This is a genomic window from Bradyrhizobium sp. (assembly GCF_016213215.1).
In the GTDB taxonomy this organism is placed as follows: Bacteria; Pseudomonadota; Alphaproteobacteria; order Rhizobiales; family Xanthobacteraceae; genus Bradyrhizobium.
In genome coordinates, this window is the sequence record NZ_JACRAW010000082.1 from 1 (window position 1) to 18,558 (window position 18,558).

At 63.3% G+C, this 18,558-nt stretch carries 24 protein-coding genes; 16 read left to right on the forward strand and 8 right to left on the reverse strand.

The window, feature by feature from the left end:
* The first annotated feature begins 25 nt into the window (after positions 1-25).
* The 4 genes from leuD to HY852_RS14745 all read left to right on the forward strand — a co-directional run bounded on the left by leuD (position 26) and on the right by HY852_RS14745 (position 2,349).
* Positions 26-631 (forward strand): 3-isopropylmalate dehydratase small subunit, encoded by a 606-nt coding sequence (gene leuD / locus HY852_RS14730; protein ID WP_291605519.1) that lies wholly within the window; start codon positions 26-28, stop codon positions 629-631.
* 106 nt (positions 632-737) lie between these two features.
* The gene (locus HY852_RS14735; RefSeq protein ID WP_291605497.1) at positions 738-1,562 is read left to right on the forward strand and encodes a hypothetical protein; all 825 of its coding nucleotides are present in this window, start codon (positions 738-740) and stop codon (positions 1,560-1,562) included.
* Between the two features lie 210 nt (positions 1,563-1,772).
* Positions 1,773-2,183 carry a hypothetical protein gene (locus tag HY852_RS14740; RefSeq protein WP_291605498.1) on the forward strand — a complete coding sequence of 137 codons (411 nt, stop codon included), beginning with the start codon at positions 1,773-1,775 and terminating at the stop codon, positions 2,181-2,183.
* 7 nt (positions 2,184-2,190) lie between these two features.
* Positions 2,191-2,349, forward strand: coding sequence for a hypothetical protein (locus HY852_RS14745; protein ID WP_291605499.1), 159 nt, complete (start codon positions 2,191-2,193; stop codon positions 2,347-2,349).
* Between the two features lie 53 nt (positions 2,350-2,402).
* Here HY852_RS14745 and HY852_RS14750 read toward each other — a convergent pair whose 3' ends face one another.
* Positions 2,403-3,284: a CoA ester lyase gene (locus tag HY852_RS14750; protein WP_291605500.1), complete on the reverse strand. Its 882-nt coding sequence runs from the start codon at positions 3,282-3,284 to the stop codon at positions 2,403-2,405.
* Between the two features lie 106 nt (positions 3,285-3,390).
* On the opposite strand from HY852_RS14750, the gene HY852_RS14755 reads away from it, so the two are divergent.
* The gene (locus HY852_RS14755) at positions 3,391-4,038 is read left to right on the forward strand and encodes a carbonic anhydrase (protein WP_291605501.1); all 648 of its coding nucleotides are present in this window, start codon (positions 3,391-3,393) and stop codon (positions 4,036-4,038) included.
* Positions 4,039-4,046: 8 nt separating this feature from the next.
* Here the strand turns inward: HY852_RS14755 and HY852_RS14760 are convergent, their stop codons facing one another.
* Together HY852_RS14760 and HY852_RS14765 are read right to left on the reverse strand one after the other, a co-directional pair.
* A complete protein-coding gene (locus HY852_RS14760) occupies positions 4,047-4,604 on the reverse strand; it encodes a TIGR00645 family protein (RefSeq protein WP_291605502.1) in 558 nt (185 codons plus the stop codon).
* Between the two features lie 39 nt (positions 4,605-4,643).
* Positions 4,644-5,678: an aspartate-semialdehyde dehydrogenase gene (locus HY852_RS14765; protein WP_291605503.1), complete on the reverse strand. Its 1,035-nt coding sequence runs from the start codon at positions 5,676-5,678 to the stop codon at positions 4,644-4,646.
* 176 nt (positions 5,679-5,854) lie between these two features.
* On the opposite strand from HY852_RS14765, the gene HY852_RS14770 reads away from it, so the two are divergent.
* Together HY852_RS14770 and HY852_RS14775 are read left to right on the forward strand one after the other, a co-directional pair.
* Positions 5,855-6,604 carry a hypothetical protein gene (locus HY852_RS14770; RefSeq protein ID WP_367116365.1) on the forward strand — a complete coding sequence of 250 codons (750 nt, stop codon included), beginning with the start codon at positions 5,855-5,857 and terminating at the stop codon, positions 6,602-6,604.
* 155 nt (positions 6,605-6,759) lie between these two features.
* Positions 6,760-7,143, forward strand: a complete 384-nt coding sequence (locus tag HY852_RS14775; protein WP_291605504.1) for a hypothetical protein — start codon at positions 6,760-6,762, stop codon at positions 7,141-7,143.
* 106 nt (positions 7,144-7,249) lie between these two features.
* Here HY852_RS14775 and leuB read toward each other — a convergent pair whose 3' ends face one another.
* Positions 7,250-8,362 carry a 3-isopropylmalate dehydrogenase gene (gene leuB, locus HY852_RS14780; protein WP_291605505.1) on the reverse strand — a complete coding sequence of 371 codons (1,113 nt, stop codon included), beginning with the start codon at positions 8,360-8,362 and terminating at the stop codon, positions 7,250-7,252.
* Between the two features lie 248 nt (positions 8,363-8,610).
* Between leuB and HY852_RS14785 the strand changes: the two genes are divergently transcribed.
* Complete coding sequence (locus HY852_RS14785; protein ID WP_291605506.1) at positions 8,611-9,822, forward strand: YbfB/YjiJ family MFS transporter; 1,212 nt, start codon at positions 8,611-8,613, stop codon at positions 9,820-9,822.
* A 13-nt stretch (positions 9,823-9,835) separates the two neighbouring features.
* Here the strand turns inward: HY852_RS14785 and HY852_RS14790 are convergent, their stop codons facing one another.
* The 4 genes from HY852_RS14790 to HY852_RS14805 form a co-directional block, all read right to left on the reverse strand.
* Positions 9,836-10,621, reverse strand: coding sequence for a molybdopterin-binding protein (locus tag HY852_RS14790; RefSeq protein ID WP_291605507.1), 786 nt, complete (start codon positions 10,619-10,621; stop codon positions 9,836-9,838).
* 16 nt (positions 10,622-10,637) lie between these two features.
* On the reverse strand, positions 10,638-11,270 hold the full coding sequence (locus HY852_RS14795; RefSeq protein WP_291605508.1) for a cytochrome b/b6 domain-containing protein: 633 nt from the start codon (positions 11,268-11,270) through the stop codon (positions 10,638-10,640).
* A 182-nt stretch (positions 11,271-11,452) separates the two neighbouring features.
* A complete protein-coding gene (locus HY852_RS14800) occupies positions 11,453-12,007 on the reverse strand; it encodes a fasciclin domain-containing protein (RefSeq protein ID WP_291605509.1) in 555 nt (184 codons plus the stop codon).
* Between the two features lie 385 nt (positions 12,008-12,392).
* On the reverse strand, positions 12,393-13,151 hold the full coding sequence (locus HY852_RS14805) for an SDR family oxidoreductase (protein ID WP_291605510.1): 759 nt from the start codon (positions 13,149-13,151) through the stop codon (positions 12,393-12,395).
* 83 nt (positions 13,152-13,234) lie between these two features.
* On the opposite strand from HY852_RS14805, the gene HY852_RS14810 reads away from it, so the two are divergent.
* From HY852_RS14810 to HY852_RS14845, 8 genes are all read left to right on the forward strand, one after another.
* A complete protein-coding gene (locus tag HY852_RS14810) occupies positions 13,235-14,764 on the forward strand; it encodes a malonyl-CoA synthase (RefSeq protein WP_291605511.1) in 1,530 nt (509 codons plus the stop codon).
* Between the two features lie 21 nt (positions 14,765-14,785).
* Positions 14,786-15,280: a GNAT family N-acetyltransferase gene (locus HY852_RS14815; protein WP_291605512.1), complete on the forward strand. Its 495-nt coding sequence runs from the start codon at positions 14,786-14,788 to the stop codon at positions 15,278-15,280.
* A 148-nt stretch (positions 15,281-15,428) separates the two neighbouring features.
* Positions 15,429-15,677: a hypothetical protein gene (locus tag HY852_RS14820; protein ID WP_291605513.1), complete on the forward strand. Its 249-nt coding sequence runs from the start codon at positions 15,429-15,431 to the stop codon at positions 15,675-15,677.
* Between the two features lie 29 nt (positions 15,678-15,706).
* Positions 15,707-16,051, forward strand: a complete 345-nt coding sequence (locus HY852_RS14825) for a hypothetical protein (protein ID WP_291605514.1) — start codon at positions 15,707-15,709, stop codon at positions 16,049-16,051.
* Positions 16,029-16,220, forward strand: a complete 192-nt coding sequence (locus HY852_RS14830) for a hypothetical protein (RefSeq protein WP_291605515.1) — start codon at positions 16,029-16,031, stop codon at positions 16,218-16,220. Before HY852_RS14825 ends, HY852_RS14830 begins: the two co-directional genes overlap by 23 nt.
* A 595-nt stretch (positions 16,221-16,815) precedes the next feature.
* The gene (gene sdhC, locus HY852_RS14835) at positions 16,816-17,214 is read left to right on the forward strand and encodes a succinate dehydrogenase, cytochrome b556 subunit (protein WP_291605516.1); all 399 of its coding nucleotides are present in this window, start codon (positions 16,816-16,818) and stop codon (positions 17,212-17,214) included.
* Positions 17,211-17,627 carry a succinate dehydrogenase, hydrophobic membrane anchor protein gene (sdhD, locus tag HY852_RS14840; RefSeq protein ID WP_291605517.1) on the forward strand — a complete coding sequence of 139 codons (417 nt, stop codon included), beginning with the start codon at positions 17,211-17,213 and terminating at the stop codon, positions 17,625-17,627. The genes sdhC and sdhD overlap by 4 nt, the downstream gene beginning before the upstream one ends.
* Before the next feature lie 3 nt (positions 17,628-17,630).
* A partial coding sequence (locus HY852_RS14845; protein WP_291605518.1) for an FAD-binding protein occupies positions 17,631-18,558 on the forward strand: 928 nt, incomplete at its 3' end.

Genomic DNA, 18,558 nt, shown 5'->3' on the forward strand with positions numbered 1-18,558 from the left:
AAAACCAGGACCAAAGACCAGGACCATGGACAAGTTCACCACGCTGGAAGGCGTCGCGGCCCCGCTGAAGATCATCAATGTCGATACCGACATGATCATCCCGAAGCAGTATCTGAAGACGATCAAGCGCACCGGTCTCGGCAAGGGGCTTTTTTCAGAGCAGCGCTACAAGGATGACGGCAGCGAGAACCCGGACTTCATCCTCAACAAGCCGGCCTATCGCAACGCCAGGATCCTGGTGGCTGGCGACAATTTCGGCTGTGGCTCGAGCCGCGAGCATGCGCCATGGGCGCTGCTCGATTTCGGCATCCGCTGCGTGATCTCGACCTCGTTCGGCGACATCTTCTACAACAACTGTTTCAAGAACGGCATTCTGCCGATCCGAGTTTCCCAGGAAGACCTCGACAAGCTGTTCGACGACGCCGAGCGCGGCGCCAATGCGACGCTCACCATCGACCTGCCCAACCAGGAAATCCGCGGACCTGACGGCGGCACGGTGAAGTTCGACATCGATCCGTTCCGCAAGCATTGCCTGATCAACGGTCTCGACGACATCGGGCTCACCATGGAAAAGAAGAGCGCGATCGATTCCTATGAACAGAAGGCCAAGCGCGAGCGCGCCTGGGCCTGATCCGGTCCTCCAGCCCCGACACCACATAGGCGCCGGGGCTTTTTCTTACGTGATTTGCTTTGTCAAACATTTCCACCTTGCTGCAAGCCCCCCCTAGGTGACGCGTATGCTGCCCGACGTCGTCACCTTCTGGCATGGCCCTTTGGATGCGCTGCGCCTGACCTGCCTGCGTTCGCAGGTCGCGGCCGGCCATAAGGTCACCGTCTACAGTTTCGATGCCATTCCCGGCCTGCCCGAAGGCGTCGGCAATGCCGAGGCCGAGGCGGTCCTGCCGCATGCCTTTTCAGAGAAGCTGCGCCCGGCCGAGCCGGACGGCAGCTGGCGCGACTGGACCATGCTGCAGTTCAGCGACTTCTTCCGGATGCGGCTGATGTCGAAAGGCGCGGGGCTATGGCTCGATGCGGACGTGCTTCTCCTGAAGCCGATCGAGATCGATCCCGCCACGCCCTATTTTGCCTGGGAACGGCCGCGCCAGCTCGGCAACTCAGTGCTGTACCTGCCGGCGCAGCACCCGATCGTCATCGCCTTCGAGAAGTTGATGCGGCAGCACGAGCTGAAGCCCGAATGGCTGTCGCTGAGCCATCGCGTGACCTTTGCCCTCAACCGCCTGCGCGGCTCGCACCGCATCGCCGATGTCCGGGTCGCCATGTACGGGCCGGCGGCGCTTACGGCGCTTGCCCGCCGCTCGGATGCCCTGAAATATGCATTGCCGGAGAAATTCTTCTACGCAGTGCATGCCAAGCCGAAGCTGTTTTTTGAACCGAGGGATTTCTCCTCGCTGGTTACCGATCCTGAAATCATGGGTCTCCACATCTCACCCAAAGGCAGCGGCAAGCAGCCGCCGGTTCCCGGCAGCCTTTACGCCTGGGCAGCCGATAAATTTGCACAGGGTTGTGGTGTTGCGACGAGAGTTGCGCCCGCCTGCGCATGATCCCGACAGGCACACTAACGCAGGGTTGGTGGTGCGACAGCCTCATATTGAGTGACGAGCCCGGTTTGCGATGCTCGTGCGAAATGTGGCGGCCAAATGGATTGTCCCCACCCCGTAGCGTCACGCCGTTTCTTTGATCCAGCGCAACGAATTTTGTGCACTGCAGCGATATAGTTAGTTTGTTGATTTGGAAGTGAACTGGAGCTGCGAATGAACCTCCACAACATGCCATATCCCGCAGTCCAAATGCTGATCGATACCTTGGGCGAGTGGCTGAAACACCGGCGGGAGCTGAACGAGATGCGCCAGCTGGATCGTGCCGATTTCGACCGGATTGCAAACGACTTGCGGGTTTCTCCGGAAGATCTCGAAGAGCTGATCCAGCACGGACAGCATGCGGCCGATGAACTGCCGAAGATGTTGCACCAGCTGGGTTTCAGCGAGGAAGAGCTGGGACGGGACAATCCGCTCCTGCTACGCGACATGGAGCGGGTGTGCGCGCTCTGCCGTGACAAGGCGCGATGCCATCGCGACCTTGCCGCGTGCACGGCGGCTCAGCACTACCACGCCTACTGCCTCAACGCGGCCACGCTGGATTCGCTCGAGCGCACGGCTCACTGAGGCGGTCGTGCGCATCGGCTGGATCCACATCCTCCTCGTGATCGCGATTGCCGCACTAATGTTCGTACGGCTGCACAATGCGGGCGGGGCGGCGTTGCTGGGCAACGGCAAGACCGCGCTGGCCGCAGTCGAGTCGATCGAAGCTGTGCGCGACATTCGCGCCTGAGGCGATGGGAAATTGCAGGCGACCTGCATCCGCAGATCGCCGCACCGCGCGTCTTACGGCTTGCTCGTCGCGGCGATGGCGTCGGCGATCGCGATCGTTCGCCGCGCCATCTCGGCATGCAACCGCTCCACCATCTGGCCGTCGAGACGAATGGCGCCGCGCGCGGCATTCTCGGGCAATTCGAATGCGGCGATGATCTTGCGCGCCTGCGTGACTTCCTCCGAGGGCGGCGTGAAGATCGCATTGCAGGCGTCGATCTGGGAGGGATGGATCAGCGTCTTGCCATCGAACCCCAGGTCGCGCGCCTGGGCGCATTCCAGCGCTAGACCATCGCTGTTGCTGAGATCGCTGTAGGGCCCGTCGAGAATTTCCAGGCCATGGGCCCGCGCCGCCAGGATGCAATGGGTGATCATGGGGATCATCGTGGCGCGGCCGGGCAGCATCCTGATCCGCGTCTCCCTTGAGATGTCGTTTGGCCCGAACACGAAGCCCGCAAGGCGCGTCCGCGGATCGCGCGAGGCGGAGGCAAGCTCCTCCGCACTTAGCACCGCTTGCGCGGTCTCGATCATGGTCCAGACCCGGATCTCCGCGGCCGCGCCGCTCTCGGCAAGCTGCGCACCAATGGCGTTGAGGTCCTCGACGGTCGACACCTTCGGCACCAGGATGCCGTCGGGCGCGACCTTCGCGGCCATGGCAACGTCGTCTCGCCACCAGGGCGTATCCAGCCCATTGGTGCGGATCAGGATTTCGCGCTTGCCGAAGCCCTTTGCCGCGACCGCCTGAGCAACCTGATCTCGCGCGGCCTCCTTGGCCTCGGGCGCAACAGAATCCTCGAGATCGAGGATCAGGCCGTCGGCGGCAAGGTTCCGCGCCTTTTCCAGAGCGCGTGGGTTCGATCCGGGCATGAACAGGAGGCTGCGGCGAGGGCGGATCATGTCCCGTTCCTTCTGGTTCCTTCAGTCGCTATTGCCTGAGGCCTACCATTTCGTCTGCCTGTTCGAAAGGCTTGTCCGGTCCAGCCGCTTGTGATTAGCAATCCGCATGATCACGTTCCCGAAGCAATTGCTGGAAGGCTATCGTTCTTTCGCGACCCAGCGACTGCCGACCGAGCAGAGCCGCTATCGTGAATTGTCAGTCAGGGGTCAGTCCCCCGAGGTGATGGTGATCGGCTGCTGCGATTCGCGCGTATCGCCGGAAGTGATCTTTGACGCCGGCCCCGGCGAATTATTCGTGGTCCGCAACGTCGCCAACCTGGTGCCGGTCTACGAGCCCGACGGTGGCGCCCATGGCGTCTCGGCGGCGCTGGAATATGCGGTGAACGTCCTGCGCGTGAAGCACATCGTGGTGCTCGGCCATGCGCAGTGCGGCGGCATCCGCGCCTTCATCGACAAGATCGAGCCGCTATCGCCGGGCGATTTCATCGGCCGCTGGATGGCCATGTTCATCAAGCCGGGCGAAGTGGTCGAGCAGCGCGAGCACGAGAGCATGCATCAGTTCACCGTGCGCATCGAGAAGGCCGCGGTGTTCCGCAGCCTGGAGAACCTCATGTCGTTCCCATTCGTGCGCAAGATGGTGGAGAGCGGCGATCTGCAATTGCACGGCGGCTATTTCGGCGTCTCCGAGGGCTCGCTGTTCGTGCTCGACAGGACGGCGAAGGAGTTCCGCAGCGTCCAGGAACACGCGGAATAGCGATTACCCTATTCGCCCCCGTGCTCGCTGCTACCGCTCCAGCGGTCGGATATCGCCAGCATGAAGGCTGAAACCACGAACACCAGATGTACGCCAACGAGCCACGCCAGCTTGCTCGGATCGAAGATACTGTCGATATTCAGGAACGCTTTCAGCACCTGAATTGCCGAAATCGCGACGATCGAAGCCAGCAGCTTTTGCTTCAAGCCGCCAAAATGGATCTTGGTCATCCATTCCGGCCAATCCGGATGGCCGCCGGGGTCGATACGCGAGACGAAATTCTCGTATCCTGAGAACACCACGATCAGGATCAGATTGCCGGTCAGCGACACATCGATCAGGCTGAGCACGCCGAGAATGATGTCGGATTCCTTCGAATGCGGCACGTGCAGGATGAACTCCCACAACATCACCGCGAACTTGTAGAGCAGCACCGCCAGGCTGATGACGAGGCCGAAGTAAAACGGCGCCATCAGCCAGCGGCTGTTGAAGATCAGGCTCTCGAAGCCGCCCTCAATGCGCTTCAGCCTGGGATTGGGCCGATAGGAAGCCGGCTGCTCGGTCATCGATTCCGGCTCCCTCACATCCCACGGCAGACGCCGGCGTTACGCCGCTCGCTTTTTGGCGGTGATCAGCTTGCGGTTGATCAGGCACTCTGCGATCTGCACGGCGTTGAGCGCCGCGCCCTTGCGCAGATTGTCCGACACGCACCACAGCGCGAGTCCGTTCTCGACCGTGCCATCCTCGCGGATGCGGCTGATATAGGTCGCGTCCTCGCCGGCCGCCTCGTAAGGCGTGGCGTAGCCGCCGGGCTCCTGCTTGTCGATGACGAGGCAACCCGGCGCCTTGCGCAGGATGTCGCGCGCCTCGTCCGCCGTGATCGGGTTCTCGAATTCGATGTTGACGGCCTCCGAATGCCCGATGAAGACCGGCACGCGCACGCAGGTGGCGGTGAGCTTGATCTTGGGATCAAGAATCTTCTTGGTCTCCGCCATCATCTTCCACTCTTCCTTGGTGTAGCCGTCCTCCATGAAGACGTCGATGTGCGGGATGACGTTGAAGGCGATCCGCTTCGGGAATTTCTTGTTGATCAGTTCGTCATTGGTGTAGACGGCCTTGGTCTGCGAGAACAACTCGTCCATCGCGTCCTTGCCGGCGCCCGACACCGACTGATAGGTCGAGACCACCACGCGCTTGATCCTCGCCTTGTCGTGCAGCGGCTTCAGCGCGACCACGAGCTGCGCGGTCGAGCAGTTCGGGTTGGCGATGATGTTCTTCTTGGTGAAGCCGGCCGCGGCGTCCGCATTCACCTCGGGCACGATCAGCGGCACGTCCGGATCCATGCGCCAGGCCGAGGAATTGTCGATGACGACCGCGCCGGTCGCGCCGATCTTCGGCGACCATTCCTTGGACACCGCGCCGCCGGCCGACATCAGGCAGATGTCGACGTCGGAGAAGTCGTAATGCTCCAGCGCTTTGACCTTCAGGGTGCGGTCGCCGTAGGAGACTTCGACGCCGACGCTGCGGCGCGAGGCCAGCGCCACGACCTCGTCAGCGGGGAATTTGCGCTCATCGAGAATGGTGAGCATTTCCCGTCCGACATTGCCGGTCGCTCCGACCACTGCGACTTTGTAACCCATCGTTCACTCTCCGATGAAAAATGCCTTCCCGCGCCGGCGCGCGTAACAGGGAAGCGCAGCGCTTCTATGCGAGAAACGGCCCCGAGACAACGTTGGAGACAACGTTGGACCCTCTCGTCGGGCGTTTGATGCAATCGTTCTGGGCCTGTCCGGCCACATCCCCTTCCAAAACCGGAATGCTCCTGGCCCTTGCCGGCTTCGCCGACGAGGTGACCGGCACGCTCGCGCGTCTGTTCGCCTATGTGGGGGCTCTGGCGCTGCTTGCCATCCTCGGCCTCTACGGCCTCGACCAGGTACCCGCGATCGGCGTCTCAGAAATTGCGGCCAGATCGGGCTCCGGCTGGAGCGAGGCAGGCCGCTCCCATCCGGCTTTCTCTGTCAGCTCGCTCGATCCTCTCGAAAAAACAGAGCCTTACAGCATCCTCCGGCACACCCGAGGCGGCCGAAAGGATATCCTGCGCTGGAGCAGGGACGACAAGCCGATCGCGGAACTGCAGATCTACCGGCCGGGCGGTGAATTGAAGACGTCGCTGTCCCCCGCGGCGGATCTTGGCGCGCGGATGGGTATCGAGGACCGGGCCACGCTGGAGTCGGCTGGACTCATCGACAGCAAGTTCGGCACGGTCGCGCTGCTGCAGCCCACCGCCAGGACGGGAGAGGCGCTGTCCTGCCTCGGCTTTTTCAGAAGGATCGACGATCGCGCCCTCGAGATTTCCGGCTGGTCCTGCCAGGGCGAGACATTGCCGGCGCGGCGCGCGGCAATCGCCTGCACGCTGAACCGGCTCTCGTTGCTCAGCGCGGGAAACGAGCCGAAACTGGCCGAGTTGTTCGCCCACGCCGAACTCAGGCGCAGGGGATGCGGCCCTGCCCCGATGGCGGACTGGGTGACCGGCATGGAAAATCCCCGCCTGCGCGGTATACTTTGACCGACATCAATCCAAGCCGCTGGTTTTCATAGAACTTTTGCCATTAAGTTCGATTATTGTCCGTTGGTGTGGCCCAATTGACCTAGTGACGGACCGAGCCCCCCGGGTAGTATGGCGCAAATCAATCCGGCGATCGCCGGCCCAATGAGGATGCAATGACATCGAGAATTTCCGCCGCGAACAGGGTTGCGTTGTGGCTTGCGGCGGGTGCCGTGGTCACCATGAGCATCGCGACCGCGGCCATCGCCGAGCCCAAGCGCAAGTATGACGATCGCGGCCGTCATTACTACGGTGCCGGCGGCCCGAACGTGGTCTACCAGCAGGGGCCGCGCACACGCATTTACGTGACCAAGCGCTCGTGGCTCGATGGCGGCACCGAGGTGAATCCTGGCGACCGCAAGTTCACCGACTACGCGTTTCCGCCGGCGCTCGGGTACCCATCGTTCGCCCGCGAAAATCTCAACCGTCCGATCGACCGCCAGCCGCTCAGCACGCCGGCGGACGTCGGCGGATATCCACAGAACTTCCCGCTCTATTGAACGCTCTCGCTTGTTATCGTCATGGCCGGGCTAGTCCCGGCCATTTGCTTTTCCGGCAACGTCATTCCGGGGCGATGCAAAGCATCGAACCCTGACGGTATTTGCACTACGCGTGCAGCTTCTGCAGCTCCTTCAGGATCGCTTCGCCCATCTGGACGGTTGATGCGGGCGTCGTTCCTTCCGACTTGATGTCCGCCGTGCGCAGGCCGCTCGCCAGCACCGCCGCGATCGCCTGGTCGAGCTTGTCGGCAAGCGCTCCCATGTCGAACGAATAGCGCAGGGCCATGCCGAACGAGGAGATCATCGCGATCGGATTGGCGAGGCCCTTGCCGGCGATATCGGGCGCCGAGCCATGCACCGGCTCGTACAGCGCCCTGCGCTTCCTGGTCTTGGCGTCGATCTCGCCGAGCGAGGCCGACGGCAGCATGCCCAGCGAGCCGGTCAGCATGGCGGCGATGTCCGACAGCATGTCGCCGAAAAGGTTGTCGGTGACGATGACGTCGAACTGCTTCGGCCATTTCACAAGCATCATGCCGCCGGAATCGGCGAGCTGATGCTCGAGCTGAACGTCCGGATATTCGCGCGCGTGCACCTGCGTGACCACCTCGTTCCAGAGCACGCCCGACTTCATGACGTTGCGCTTCTCCATCGACGTCACCTTGTTGCGGCGCTTGCGCGCGAGGTCGAAGGCTACGCGCGCGATGCGCTCGATCTCGTAGGTGTCGTAGACCTGCGTGTCGATCGCGCGCTTCTGGCCGTTGCCGAGATCGGTGATGGTCTTGGGTTCTCCGAAATAGACGCCGCCGGTGAGTTCGCGCACGATCATGATGTCGAGGCCCTCGACCGCCTCGCGCTTCAGGCTCGACGCATCGGCCAGCGCCGGGTAGCAAACCGCCGGGCGCAGATTGGCGAACAGGCCGAGGTCCTTGCGCAAGCGGAGCAGACCGGCCTCGGGGCGCACCTCGTAGGGAACCTTGTCCCATTTCGGCCCGCCGACCGCGCCGAAGATCACGGCATCGGCCGCCTTGGCCTTGTCCATGTCACCCTCCGAGATGGACACCTTGTGCGCGTCGTAGGCGGCGCCGCCGACCAGCCCCTGCTCGGTCTCGAAGCCGGCAATGCCCTTGGCGTTCAGCCAGTCGATCAGGCGCTTCACCTCCGCCATCACTTCGGGGCCAATGCCGTCACCGGGGAGCAGCAGCAGTTTATGGGTCGCCATGATCAGTTCCTCTGAGATTTTAATCGTCATTTCCGGACGTCGAGCGCTGCGCGGCGTTCCGGAGTCCATGCCGGCCACGAGCACAAGCCGACGAATGGATTCCGGTTCGCGGCTTCGCCGCGCCCCGGAATGACGGTTCGGTCGGAGTGCTAAAGCGGCGTTGCGCGATTGGCAAGACACCATTGCCGTCCCTCGCCCTGTGCAATCGCGCCCGGGCCTGCCATGATGCGCCTTGCCGGAGTATCCCATTGCACGTCGCCGACCGCACCCCAGCCTACATCCATCCTGCACGACTGATCCTGACGCTGTCGGTGGCTGCAACCGTCGGACTGGGCATCGGCCGGTTCGCCTATTCGCTGGTACTGCCGGACATGCGGGATTCCCTGCACTGGTCGTATTCGGCCGCCGGCTTCATGAACACGATCAACGCGGTCGGCTATCTCGCGGGCGCGCTGATCGCCTCCCGTCTGATCCGGCGGTTCGGCTGGTCGGCTGCGATCCGTGGCGGGACCCTTGCCTGCCTCGTCTCGCTCGTGCTGTGCGCGCTGTCCGGCAACTTCCTTCTTCTGAGCTTTGCCCGCCTGCTAGCCGGCCTTGGCGCGGCCGCTGGATTTGTCGGCGGTGGCGCGCTTGCCGCCGCCATCGCGCAGTCGCATCCCGAGCGGGCGAGCTTTCTCCTCAGCCTGTTCTATGCCGCACCCGGGGTCGGCATTGTATCCTCGGGTCTCATCGCGCCGTTCACGCTGCAGCTGTTCGGGCCCGGCTCGTGGTGGATCGTGTGGTGGGCGCTGACGCTGCTCGCAACGGTCATGACCGTCCCCCTGTTCCTGACCCGCATCGAAAGCAAGACCCACTTCAGCGAGGGCGCCGGCGCGTCATTCTCGATCGCGCCCGTCCTGATCTATCTCGCCGGCTATTTCCTGTTCGGCGCAGGCTACATCGCCTACATGACCTTCATGATCGCCTATGTGCGCGACGCCGGCGGCGGCGCCGCCGCGCAGGCGGCGTTCTGGAGCCTGATCGGCGCGAGCGCCTTCGTCACGCCATGGGTGTGGCGCGGCGTGCTCGGGCTCAACCGCGGCGGCCTGGCGACGGCGATCATCCTCGGCACCAACGCGCTCGGCGCCGGCCTGCCCATCCTCGGCCATTCCACAGCTCTACTTGCGACTTCTGCAGTCGTGTTCGGAATTGCGTTCTTTGCAGTCGTCAGCTCGACCACCGCCTTTGTGCGCTTCAACTATCCGCCTGCCGCCTGGCCGACCGCCATCGCGGCGATGACCATCGCCTTCGGAATCGGCCAGACGCTCGGGCCGATCGTGGTCGGCGCCATCACCGATGCGCTCGGGAGCCTCGACTATGCCCTGAACGTTTCCGCCGCGATGCTGGCGCTCGGCGCGCTGGCCGCGTTGTGTCAGCGCAAACTCGAGCAGCCCCAACACGTCGTACCGGGGCGCACGTAAGCGCGTTCCATCATCAGATCCCGCTGAACGAATTGTAGCCCTGGTCTTCCCAGTAGCCGCCCTTGTAGTCGTTGGTGACTTCCATCGAGACCACATATTTCGGGTTCTTGAACCCGAGTTTGGTCGGCACCCGGATCTTCATCGGATAGCCGTAGGCGCGCGGCAGGATCTGGTCGGCGAACGTGAACGTCATCTGGGTCTGCGGATGCAGCGCGCTCGGCATGTCGAGCGGCGAGTTGTAGCCGTCCTTGTCGGCGCACTGGAACCAGACATATTTCGCGCGCGTATCGGCCCCGACGAGCTTGAGAAAATCGCGCAGCGGCGTGCCGGTCCAGCTCCCGATCGCGCTCCAGCCTTCGACGCAGATGTGACGCGTGACCTGCTTGACCTGAGGCAACCGGTAGAGCTCGTCCAGCGTCCACGATCCCTTGTTGTCGACGAGGCCGCGCACCTCCAGCTTCCAGTCCCTGCCGTCGATCTCGGGGGCCTCCTCGAGGCTGTAGTAGGCGTTGAAGGGGAACGGCTTCGTGATTGCACTCTCGGGGAACGTCGGCGCCAGCGTGTCCGGGTTGAACATCCACGCCTGCACGGCGTCGTTGAACTTGGATACCTTCTTCAGCATCTCCTCGGCCGAAGAGCTGTCGAGCACGTCGCAGCCGGTGAGCAGCGTCAGCGCGCCGAGGCTGGCGCCGCCCGCGATGAAGCGGCGGCGAGTCGGGTCCGGCATGACCTTCAGCGAGTCCTTGATCAACAGCCTCTTGTCGACGCCGGGGATGGGGAACGAACGTTTGCGGGCCATGGTGTGCTCCCTGATTTCAGCGGCCGATGATCATGGCGCGCAGGCTCTTCGGCACCAGCAGCGCCACGGCAATATGGACGACGAGGAAGGCGACAATCGCCGCCATGCAGAAGAAGTGCACATAGCGGGCGATATCGTAGCCGCCGAACAACGCGGTCAGCCACTGCAGCTGCACCGGCTTCCAGATCGCCAATCCCGACAGCACCACGAGCACGCCGACCGCGATGATGCCGAGATAGAGCAGCTTCTGCACAGAGTTGTAGGTGGAGAGATCGTCATGGCTGAGCCTGAACGTCAGCGCCGACTTCAGGTCGATCATCACCCCGCGCCGCGTGATCGGCAGCAGCTTCCGGCGAAAGCGCCCGGTGGCCAGGCCGACGATGACGTAGGCGAGGCCGTTGAGCGCGAGGAGCCACATCGCGGCAAAGTGCCACAGCAATGCGCCGGCGAGCCAGCCGCCGAGGGTGATCTCGCGCGAGAAGCGGAAGTCGAACAGCGGCGAGGCGTTGTAGATCTGCCAGCCCGACATGATCATCAGGATCATGGCGACGGCGTTGATCCAGTGCATCACGCGGACCCAGGCCGGCTGAATGACCTTTGCCGGCGCAACGCCGGTGGCGTGGCTGTCGGTGGCAGCAATGCTGGACATGTCGGTTCCATCCCTCGACATCGGTGACCCCGATTATACGCGCCCGCGTTTGCTTTCGTTACCGCCCGGTGCGCTATCAAGTCGATGCACGGCGTGCATCGTCTTCACAAGATAGCGAGCCGGGTTTCCCCGGCCCGCCGCCGTGCGCAGCCTGTTTGGGATGAAGCAGGCGCCCGCGGTGTCTACGCCGCCGGCATCAGCACGGTGTCGACCACGTGGATGACGCCGTTCGACTGGTTGACGTTGGAGATCGTCACCATCGACGAGTTGCCCTTGGCGTCGATGATCCAGACCTTGCCGTCCTGTTGCTTCACGGTGAGCGCCTCGCCTTCCACCGTCTGGAGCTTCTTGCCGTCCTTCAGGTCGGAAGCGGCGAGCTTGCCGGGTACGACATGATACGTGAGGATCCTGGTCAGTGTGGCCTTGTTCTCCGGCTTGACGAGGCTGTCGACCGTGCCGGCCGGCAGCTTGCCGAAGGCGGCGTTGGTCGGCGCGAATACGGTGAACGGCCCTTTGCCTTCCAGCGTCGCGACGAGGCCCGCGGCCTTCACCGCGGCCACCAGCGTGGTGTGATCCTTCGAGTTCACCGCGTTCTGGACGATGGTCCTGGATGGATACATCGCGGCACCGCCGACCATGACCGTCTTTTCCCCGGCGCGCGCCGGCGCAATGACGGTTGCGGTGATCGTCAGTGCGCTGAAGGCCGCGGCCGCGAGATAAGCAATACGCTTCGACATAAACAGTCTCCCGATAGTTGTGCTGACCGGCGGATTGCGCCGGCGATGATGTGGGCAACAACGGCGCTTCCGATCATCGCGATGCGACTGCGCCGTCGTCGGCCCCAGCTACGGGAGTTGTTGCGACGCGGTTTCGAACCAAAACCTTTTGTGATTCCTGAAACTTCGCGCGCGGGTTTTCGTGTGGTGCGGCCCTTTCCGTCTTTGTGCGGAGCGCGGCGACGAATCCAGCATCTCTCCATCTGCTCAAGTCTGGATTGCTTCGCTTCGCTCGCAATGACGGGACTCTGGGCCGATAGCTAGCAAAACAACGTGAGCCTGGGGTTATGGGCCCCCGCTTTCGCGGGGGCGACGAAAGAGTTTGGGGCGACGACCGAATGCATCGTCAATCCCTGTTCGGTGTCTGAATAAAACCCCGGTTCCAGGTCGGGCTGATCAGGACCTCGTTGATGCACACCCGCGCCGGCATGCTGGCGATGAAGGCGATGGTGCGGCCGAGATCTTCCGACTGCAGCATTCTCGCCTGCTCCTCTTCCGAGGGCACCACCGGGCGCAACTCCAGGATCGGGGTGGCGACCTCGCCCGGCATCAGGCAGCAGGCGCGCAAGCCGTTGACGCATTCGTCCATGTTGAACGAATGGGTCAGCGCCAGCACGGCATGTTTGGTCGTGGTGTAGGCCGGACCCGGCATCTTGGAGACGTGGCGGCCGGCCCATGACGAGACGTTGATGATGCAGCCGTCCTTCTGCCTGCGCATCGTCGGCAGCACCGCTCGCATGCAATAGAGCACGCCGTTGAGGTTGATATCGACGAGCTTGTTCCAGCCCTCAAGTTCCATGTCGTCCCAGCTGCGCTTGGGCACATTGATGCCGGCGCTGTTGACAAGCAGGTCGATGCGGCCATGCTTCGCGACGATCTGGTCCGCGACCTTCTGCACGTCGGCGACAAGGCTGACGTCGAGCGGGATCGCTTCCGCCGCCCCGCCCGCCTTGGTGATCTTCGCAACGACCGCATCCAGCGGGTCCTTGCGCCGCCCGGATACCACCACCGTCCAGCCGTCCGCCGCCAGCGCTTCCGCACCGGCCTCGCCAATGCCGCTGCCGCCACCCGTTACCCACGCCACTCGTTTCCCGCTATTTGTCATGCAAACTGTCTCCGTTGCTTATCGGGGGGCGTTTTTGCTAATCCACCGCTTCCTCGATCGCCCCTTCCGCCACGGAATGTTGCATGAACCAAGCTGCCAACGCCAACCTGTTTTCCCGCCTGTTCGACGGCCTCGATGATCCGAACCGGCTTGCGATCGAAACCCTGGACGGCGGCCGCATCACCTACGCCGACCTGATCGCCCGCGCCGGCCAGATCGCGAACGTGCTGGTGGCGCGTGGCGTCAAGACGGGCGACCGGGTGGCGGCCCAAACCGAGAAGTCGGTTTCGGCGCTCGTGCTGTATCTCGCGACCGTGCGCGCCGGCGCGGTCTATCTGCCGCTCAACACCGCGTATACGCTCAACGAGCTCGACTACTTCATCACCGACGCCGAACCGTCGCTGGTCGTGTGCGATCCATCCAGGGCGGAGGGTATCGGCTCGATTGCCGCCAAGGTGAGGGCCAGGGTCGAGACCATCGGCGCCGACGGCAGGGGCTCGCTGACGGAAGCGGCCGACAAGGCGAAAGCGGAATTCGTAACCGTGCCGCGGACGGGCGACGATCTCGCCGCCATTCTCTACACGTCGGGCACGACCGGACGCTCCAAGGGAGCCATGCTGAGCCACGACAATCTCGCGTCCAACTCGCTGACGCTGGTCGACTTCTGGCGCTTCACCGACAAGGACGTCCTGATCCACGCGCTGCCGATCTACCATACCCACGGCCTGTTCGTGGCGAGCAACGTCACGCTGTTCGCGCGCGCCTCGATGATCTTCCTGCCGAAGTTCGATCCGGACCTGACCATCAAATTGATGGCGCGCGCCACTGTGCTGATGGGCGTGCCGACCTTCTACACGCGCCTGCTGCAGAACGCGGCGCTGTCGCGCGAGGCCACCCGCCACATGCGCCTGTTCGTTTCGGGCTCGGCGCCGCTGCTTGCCGATACCCATCGCGAATGGTCGGCTCGTACCGGTCACGCCGTGCTCGAACGCTATGGCATGACCGAGACCAACATGAATACGTCCAACCCCTATGACGGCGAGCGCGTCCCCGGCGCGGTCGGCTATGCCCTGCCCGGCGTGTCGGTGCGCGTCACCGATCCCGAGACCGGCAAGGAACTGGCGCGCGAAGAAATCGGCATGATCGAGGTGAAGGGGCCCAACGTCTTCAAGGGTTATTGGCGCATGCCGGAGAAGACCAGGAGCGAGTTCCGCGACGACGGCTTCTTCATCACCGGCGATCTCGGCAAGATCGACGACAAGGGCTACGTGCATATCCTCGGCCGCGGCAAGGACCTCGTGATCTCCGGCGGCTTCAACGTCTACCCGAAGGAAATCGAGAGCGAGATCGACGCCATGCCCGGCGTGGTCGAGTCGGCGGTGATCGGCGTGCCGCATGCCGATTTCGGCGAAGGCGTCACCGCCGTGGTGGTGCGCCAGCCGGGCGCGAGCGTCAGTGACGACAGCGTGCTCCGGGGCCTCGACGGACGCCTGGCGAAATTCAAGATGCCCAAGCGCGTATTCATCGTCGATGATCTGCCGCGCAACACCATGGGCAAGGTGCAGAAGAACGTCCTGCGGGAGACGTATAAGGATATCTATACGAAGAAGTAGCTCGGTGGGCGGGCGAGCCGGATGAGCGAGGTCCGGATACGGGAAGCGGGCGTTGCGGACGTCGACCTGATCACCGAATTGGTCGCGGCTTCCTTCAAGGACGTGGCCGAGCGTTTTGAGCTTACCGAAGCAACCGCACCCAGCCATCCTGCCTTTGTGACCGCGGCGGCCATCACTCGTGCCATGGATCGGGGCACGCTGTTTCTGGTTGCGGAAAACCCCGGCGAACGTGGCGCCTGCGGCTGCGTCGGCATACGCCTTCCCAGGCAAGGGATCTGCGCCATGGAGAAGCTCGCGGTTCTTCCGCAGTGGCGGCAACATGGCATCGGGAGTCGGCTGCTGGAGGAAATGATCGCGCGCGCGGCTGCGCTGGGGGCAACGCAGATTGAAGCCGCGCTCATTGCCGGCCACGGCGCGTTGAAGCAGTGGTACCAGACGCGAGGCTTTGGCCACCAGCGAACCGAGCGCTTCGAGCATCTGCCGTTCCTAGTCGATTTTCTCTACCGCAACGTCTGACAAAATTTGTGGATTGGCGATTGCCGCTCCGGCTTTGCCACCGCGCTGACACGGCAATGTGGCAGAGTACGCGAGAATGTTTTTCGCGACACGCGCAGGTAGATTTGCATGCAGATAGGAGCAGGCGGCCCGCGGCGGAGGTAAGATCATGGACCGAGACCGAGCTGAAGAAATTCTCGGACATCTGCACGACGCTGCTGACGCGCTCGAATGCGCGGAGACGGGCATCCTGGAAATTGGCGAGACTGGTCGGAAAATATTCGGCGAGGCCTTCGGCCCGCTATCGCACGCGCTGCACTTCGAGCTGCTCCAGATGATGGAGGCGATCTTCCAGCGCTATCCGGATTTGAAGTCGATCGACGAAAGGCATCACGATCACCACGAGGACGAGATGTAAGCGCGGCTCTGCGACCCGGGAACAGAGAAATGAATGAAGACCAGGCGGCCGACATCCTCGACTATTTGCTTCAGGCAGCCTACGAGCTCGACGAGGCGAAAGCAGCAGCCGCGCTTTTTGCACACGAGGACAACGACGCGGCCTCCTTGAGGGAGCTGATCATCAATCTCACTTCGGAACTGCTGCGGCTCATTTACGAGCGATTTCCGGACATGCTTCCGTTTGAGACGTTCCCTGAAATCAATAGCTCGCTTTCCTGGGAAGATGTATCGCTGCCTCTGTCTGCTTCGGAGAAGGACATCGAACGAGATCATTTTCTCCGTCATGAAACCGCGATGGCAGAAGATGGCTATGGTCGTCTGGAACGCGGTTGAACGGGGCGAAGAGCTCAAGCTCGGGGTCACCGACGAAATGTTTGCGGCTCGCGTTCAGGCGCTCGTCGAGGCCGACCGCCTGGAGGAACGGGGTGACCTCCGCAAATGGCGCCACAGCGAAGTGCGGTCGAAGCGCGCGCAGCTCCGGCTGGCGAAGTCGGATTCCTGAAATAGCCACATCGGTCACTCTCTCGCCTCCCATCACCGCAAGCTCCTCATCTGAGAATGAGAAGCGGCGCTTGCGTGCTGTCTCGAAGGATGATGGCAGCACCCGCCCCTCCAGTCGGCGGAGGGCAAAGTGCGTCGACTCGGCCATCACAGCCGCAAGCCCCATGCAATCGCGAATGCCGCGCATGGTGTCGCGGGCACTCGCACAACGAGCGCCTTGCCTCGGCGCACCCGGAGAGCTTCGGTGCAAATCCGACGTCTCTCCCAGAGCCCCGGAAGGCCCGCAGGTGCGTCGCTGACGTTGCCGCAAGACAGCGCGACGCTCTGATTCGTACAACCTTTCGACCGACCTTTCGGCGATGTTTGAGGCGGTCCGTGCAATTACGGAACGATAGTTCAGTTCTTCAGACTCCTCTGAACCGCTGGTATACCAAGCCTCTGATCTGCTTCGCTTCATCATCGTTGTAGGATTGAACGAGAGTTCGCTTATCCACCATTTGATCGTTGCACTGATGGGTTCGACTTCGTAAATAAGGCCGGCCCCCTTCGCGATCCCCGCGAGCCCATGCAGGGCCGCAAAATTGCAAAGCCCGCCGATGACCGCACGGATCGAACGACCGCTTTCACCACACCTGCAAACCTATCGCTGGACGCTGACGATGGCGCTTTCCATCGTGCATCGCGCCACCGGCGTCGCGCTCTACTTCGGAACCCTGCTGCTCGCCTGGTGGCTGATCGCGGCGGCTTCCGGTCCTGCCGCCTACGCCAACGTGCAGGCCTTCAGCTCGAGCTTCATCGGCCGACTGATCGTGTTCGGCTACACCTGGGCGCTGATGCATCATTTGCTCAGCGGCATCCGTCATTTCGTCTGGGATCTCGGCTACGGGTTCAAGGCCAGCGAGCGCGAGGCGCTGACCTGGGGCGCCCTGATCGGCGGCATCGCGATGACGCTGCTGATCTGGATCATCGCTTACGCAATCGGAGGCGGACGATGAGCTACATCGAGTCTCACGGATCGCCCAAGGGCCGGTCCATGCGCACGCCGCTCGGCCGCGTCCGCAACCTCGGCTCCGCCCATTCCGGCACCAAGGATTTCTGGCGCCAGCGCATCACCGGCGTCGCGATGACGCTCCTCATCCTTCCGGTGCTCGTGGTTATCATGACGGTGATCGGCCGCAACCAGGCGGGCGCGGCGCAGATCCTGGGCTCGCTGCCGATCGCGGTGATCCTTCTGCTCTTCATCATCGCCAGCGCCTGGCACATGAAGATCGGAATGCAGGTCGTGATCGAGGACTATGTCCATAACGAGAAGCTGAAGCTCGCCAGCATCATGGCCAACAATTTCTTCTCGTTCGCGGTGGCGCTCGCCTCGATCTACGCGATCTTCAAACTTTCATCCGGAGTCTAGTCCATGGCTGGCGGCGCAAATGGCAAGGGGAACGGCGCTCCTGCCACCAACGGAAAAGCCTATGCGATCGAGGATCACACCTACGATGTCGTCGTGGTCGGTGCCGGCGGCGCCGGCCTGCGCGCCGTCGTCGGCTCCAGCGAGGCGGGCCTGCGCACCGCCTGCATCACCAAGGTGTTCCCGACCCGCTCGCACACCGTAGCCGCCCAGGGCGGCATTTCGGCTGCGCTCGGCAACATGCACCAGGACGACTGGCGCTGGCACATGTACGACACCGTCAAGGGGTCGGACTGGCTCGGCGACCAGGACGCCATCGAATACATGGTGCGCCAGGCGCCGGAAGCCGTCTACGAGCTCGAGCATTGGGGCGTGCCGTTCTCGCGCACCGAGGACGGCAGGATCTACCAGCGGCCATTCGGCGGCATGACCATCGACTTCGGCAAGGGCCAGGCGCAGCGCACCTGCGCCGCCGCCGACCGTACCGGCCACGCCATGCTGCACACCATGTACGGCCAGGCGCTGCGCCATTCCGCGGAATTCTACATCGAGTTCTTCGCCATCGACCTGATCATGGACGACCAGGGCGCCTGCCGCGGCGTGATCGCGCTGAAACTCGATGACGGCACGCTGCACCGGTTCCGGGCGCAGACCACGATCCTCGCCACCGGCGGCTACGGCCGCATCTATTATTCCTGCACCGGCGCCCACACCCAGACGGGTGACGGCAGCGGCATGGTGCTGCGCGCCGGCCTGCCGCTGCAGGACATGGAGTTCGTCCAGTTCCACCCGACCGGAATATACGGCGCCGGCTGCCTCGTCACCGAGGGCGCGCGCGGCGAAGGCGGCTATCTCGACAAGTCCGAGGGCGAGCGCTTCCTGGAGCGCTATGCGCCCTCCGCCAAGGATCTCGCCTCGCGCGACGTCGTCTCCC

Excerpts from the sequence above, each read along its gene's own strand:
- HY852_RS14800 (WP_291605509.1), bottom strand. The coding sequence starts at position 12,007 with ATGTCGAAGCGTATTGCTTATCTCGCGGCCGCGGCCTTCAGCGCACTG.
- HY852_RS14775 (WP_291605504.1), top strand. The coding sequence starts at position 6,760 with ATGACATCGAGAATTTCCGCCGCGAACAGGGTTGCGTTGTGGCTTGCG.
- HY852_RS14750 (WP_291605500.1), bottom strand. The coding sequence starts at position 3,284 with ATGATCCGCCCTCGCCGCAGCCTCCTGTTCATGCCCGGATCGAACCCA.
- HY852_RS14790 (WP_291605507.1), bottom strand. The coding sequence starts at position 10,621 with ATGGCCCGCAAACGTTCGTTCCCCATCCCCGGCGTCGACAAGAGGCTG.
- HY852_RS14740 (WP_291605498.1), top strand. The coding sequence starts at position 1,773 with ATGAACCTCCACAACATGCCATATCCCGCAGTCCAAATGCTGATCGAT.
- HY852_RS14830 (WP_291605515.1), top strand. The coding sequence starts at position 16,029 with ATGGTCGTCTGGAACGCGGTTGAACGGGGCGAAGAGCTCAAGCTCGGG.
- HY852_RS14825 (WP_291605514.1), top strand. The coding sequence starts at position 15,707 with ATGAATGAAGACCAGGCGGCCGACATCCTCGACTATTTGCTTCAGGCA.
- HY852_RS14760 (WP_291605502.1), bottom strand. The coding sequence starts at position 4,604 with ATGACCGAGCAGCCGGCTTCCTATCGGCCCAATCCCAGGCTGAAGCGC.
- HY852_RS14805 (WP_291605510.1), bottom strand. The coding sequence starts at position 13,151 with ATGACAAATAGCGGGAAACGAGTGGCGTGGGTAACGGGTGGCGGCAGC.
- leuB (WP_291605505.1), bottom strand. The coding sequence starts at position 8,362 with ATGGCGACCCATAAACTGCTGCTGCTCCCCGGTGACGGCATTGGCCCC.
- HY852_RS14755 (WP_291605501.1), top strand. The coding sequence starts at position 3,391 with ATGATCACGTTCCCGAAGCAATTGCTGGAAGGCTATCGTTCTTTCGCG.
- HY852_RS14765 (WP_291605503.1), bottom strand. The coding sequence starts at position 5,678 with ATGGGTTACAAAGTCGCAGTGGTCGGAGCGACCGGCAATGTCGGACGG.
- HY852_RS14735 (WP_291605497.1), top strand. The coding sequence starts at position 738 with ATGCTGCCCGACGTCGTCACCTTCTGGCATGGCCCTTTGGATGCGCTG.
- HY852_RS14770 (WP_367116365.1), top strand. The coding sequence starts at position 5,855 with ATGCTCCTGGCCCTTGCCGGCTTCGCCGACGAGGTGACCGGCACGCTC.
- HY852_RS14815 (WP_291605512.1), top strand. The coding sequence starts at position 14,786 with ATGAGCGAGGTCCGGATACGGGAAGCGGGCGTTGCGGACGTCGACCTG.
- sdhC (WP_291605516.1), top strand. The coding sequence starts at position 16,816 with ATGACCGCACGGATCGAACGACCGCTTTCACCACACCTGCAAACCTAT.
- HY852_RS14810 (WP_291605511.1), top strand. The coding sequence starts at position 13,235 with ATGAACCAAGCTGCCAACGCCAACCTGTTTTCCCGCCTGTTCGACGGC.
- HY852_RS14820 (WP_291605513.1), top strand. The coding sequence starts at position 15,429 with ATGGACCGAGACCGAGCTGAAGAAATTCTCGGACATCTGCACGACGCT.
- sdhD (WP_291605517.1), top strand. The coding sequence starts at position 17,211 with ATGAGCTACATCGAGTCTCACGGATCGCCCAAGGGCCGGTCCATGCGC.
- leuD (WP_291605519.1), top strand. The coding sequence starts at position 26 with ATGGACAAGTTCACCACGCTGGAAGGCGTCGCGGCCCCGCTGAAGATC.
- HY852_RS14795 (WP_291605508.1), bottom strand. The coding sequence starts at position 11,270 with ATGTCCAGCATTGCTGCCACCGACAGCCACGCCACCGGCGTTGCGCCG.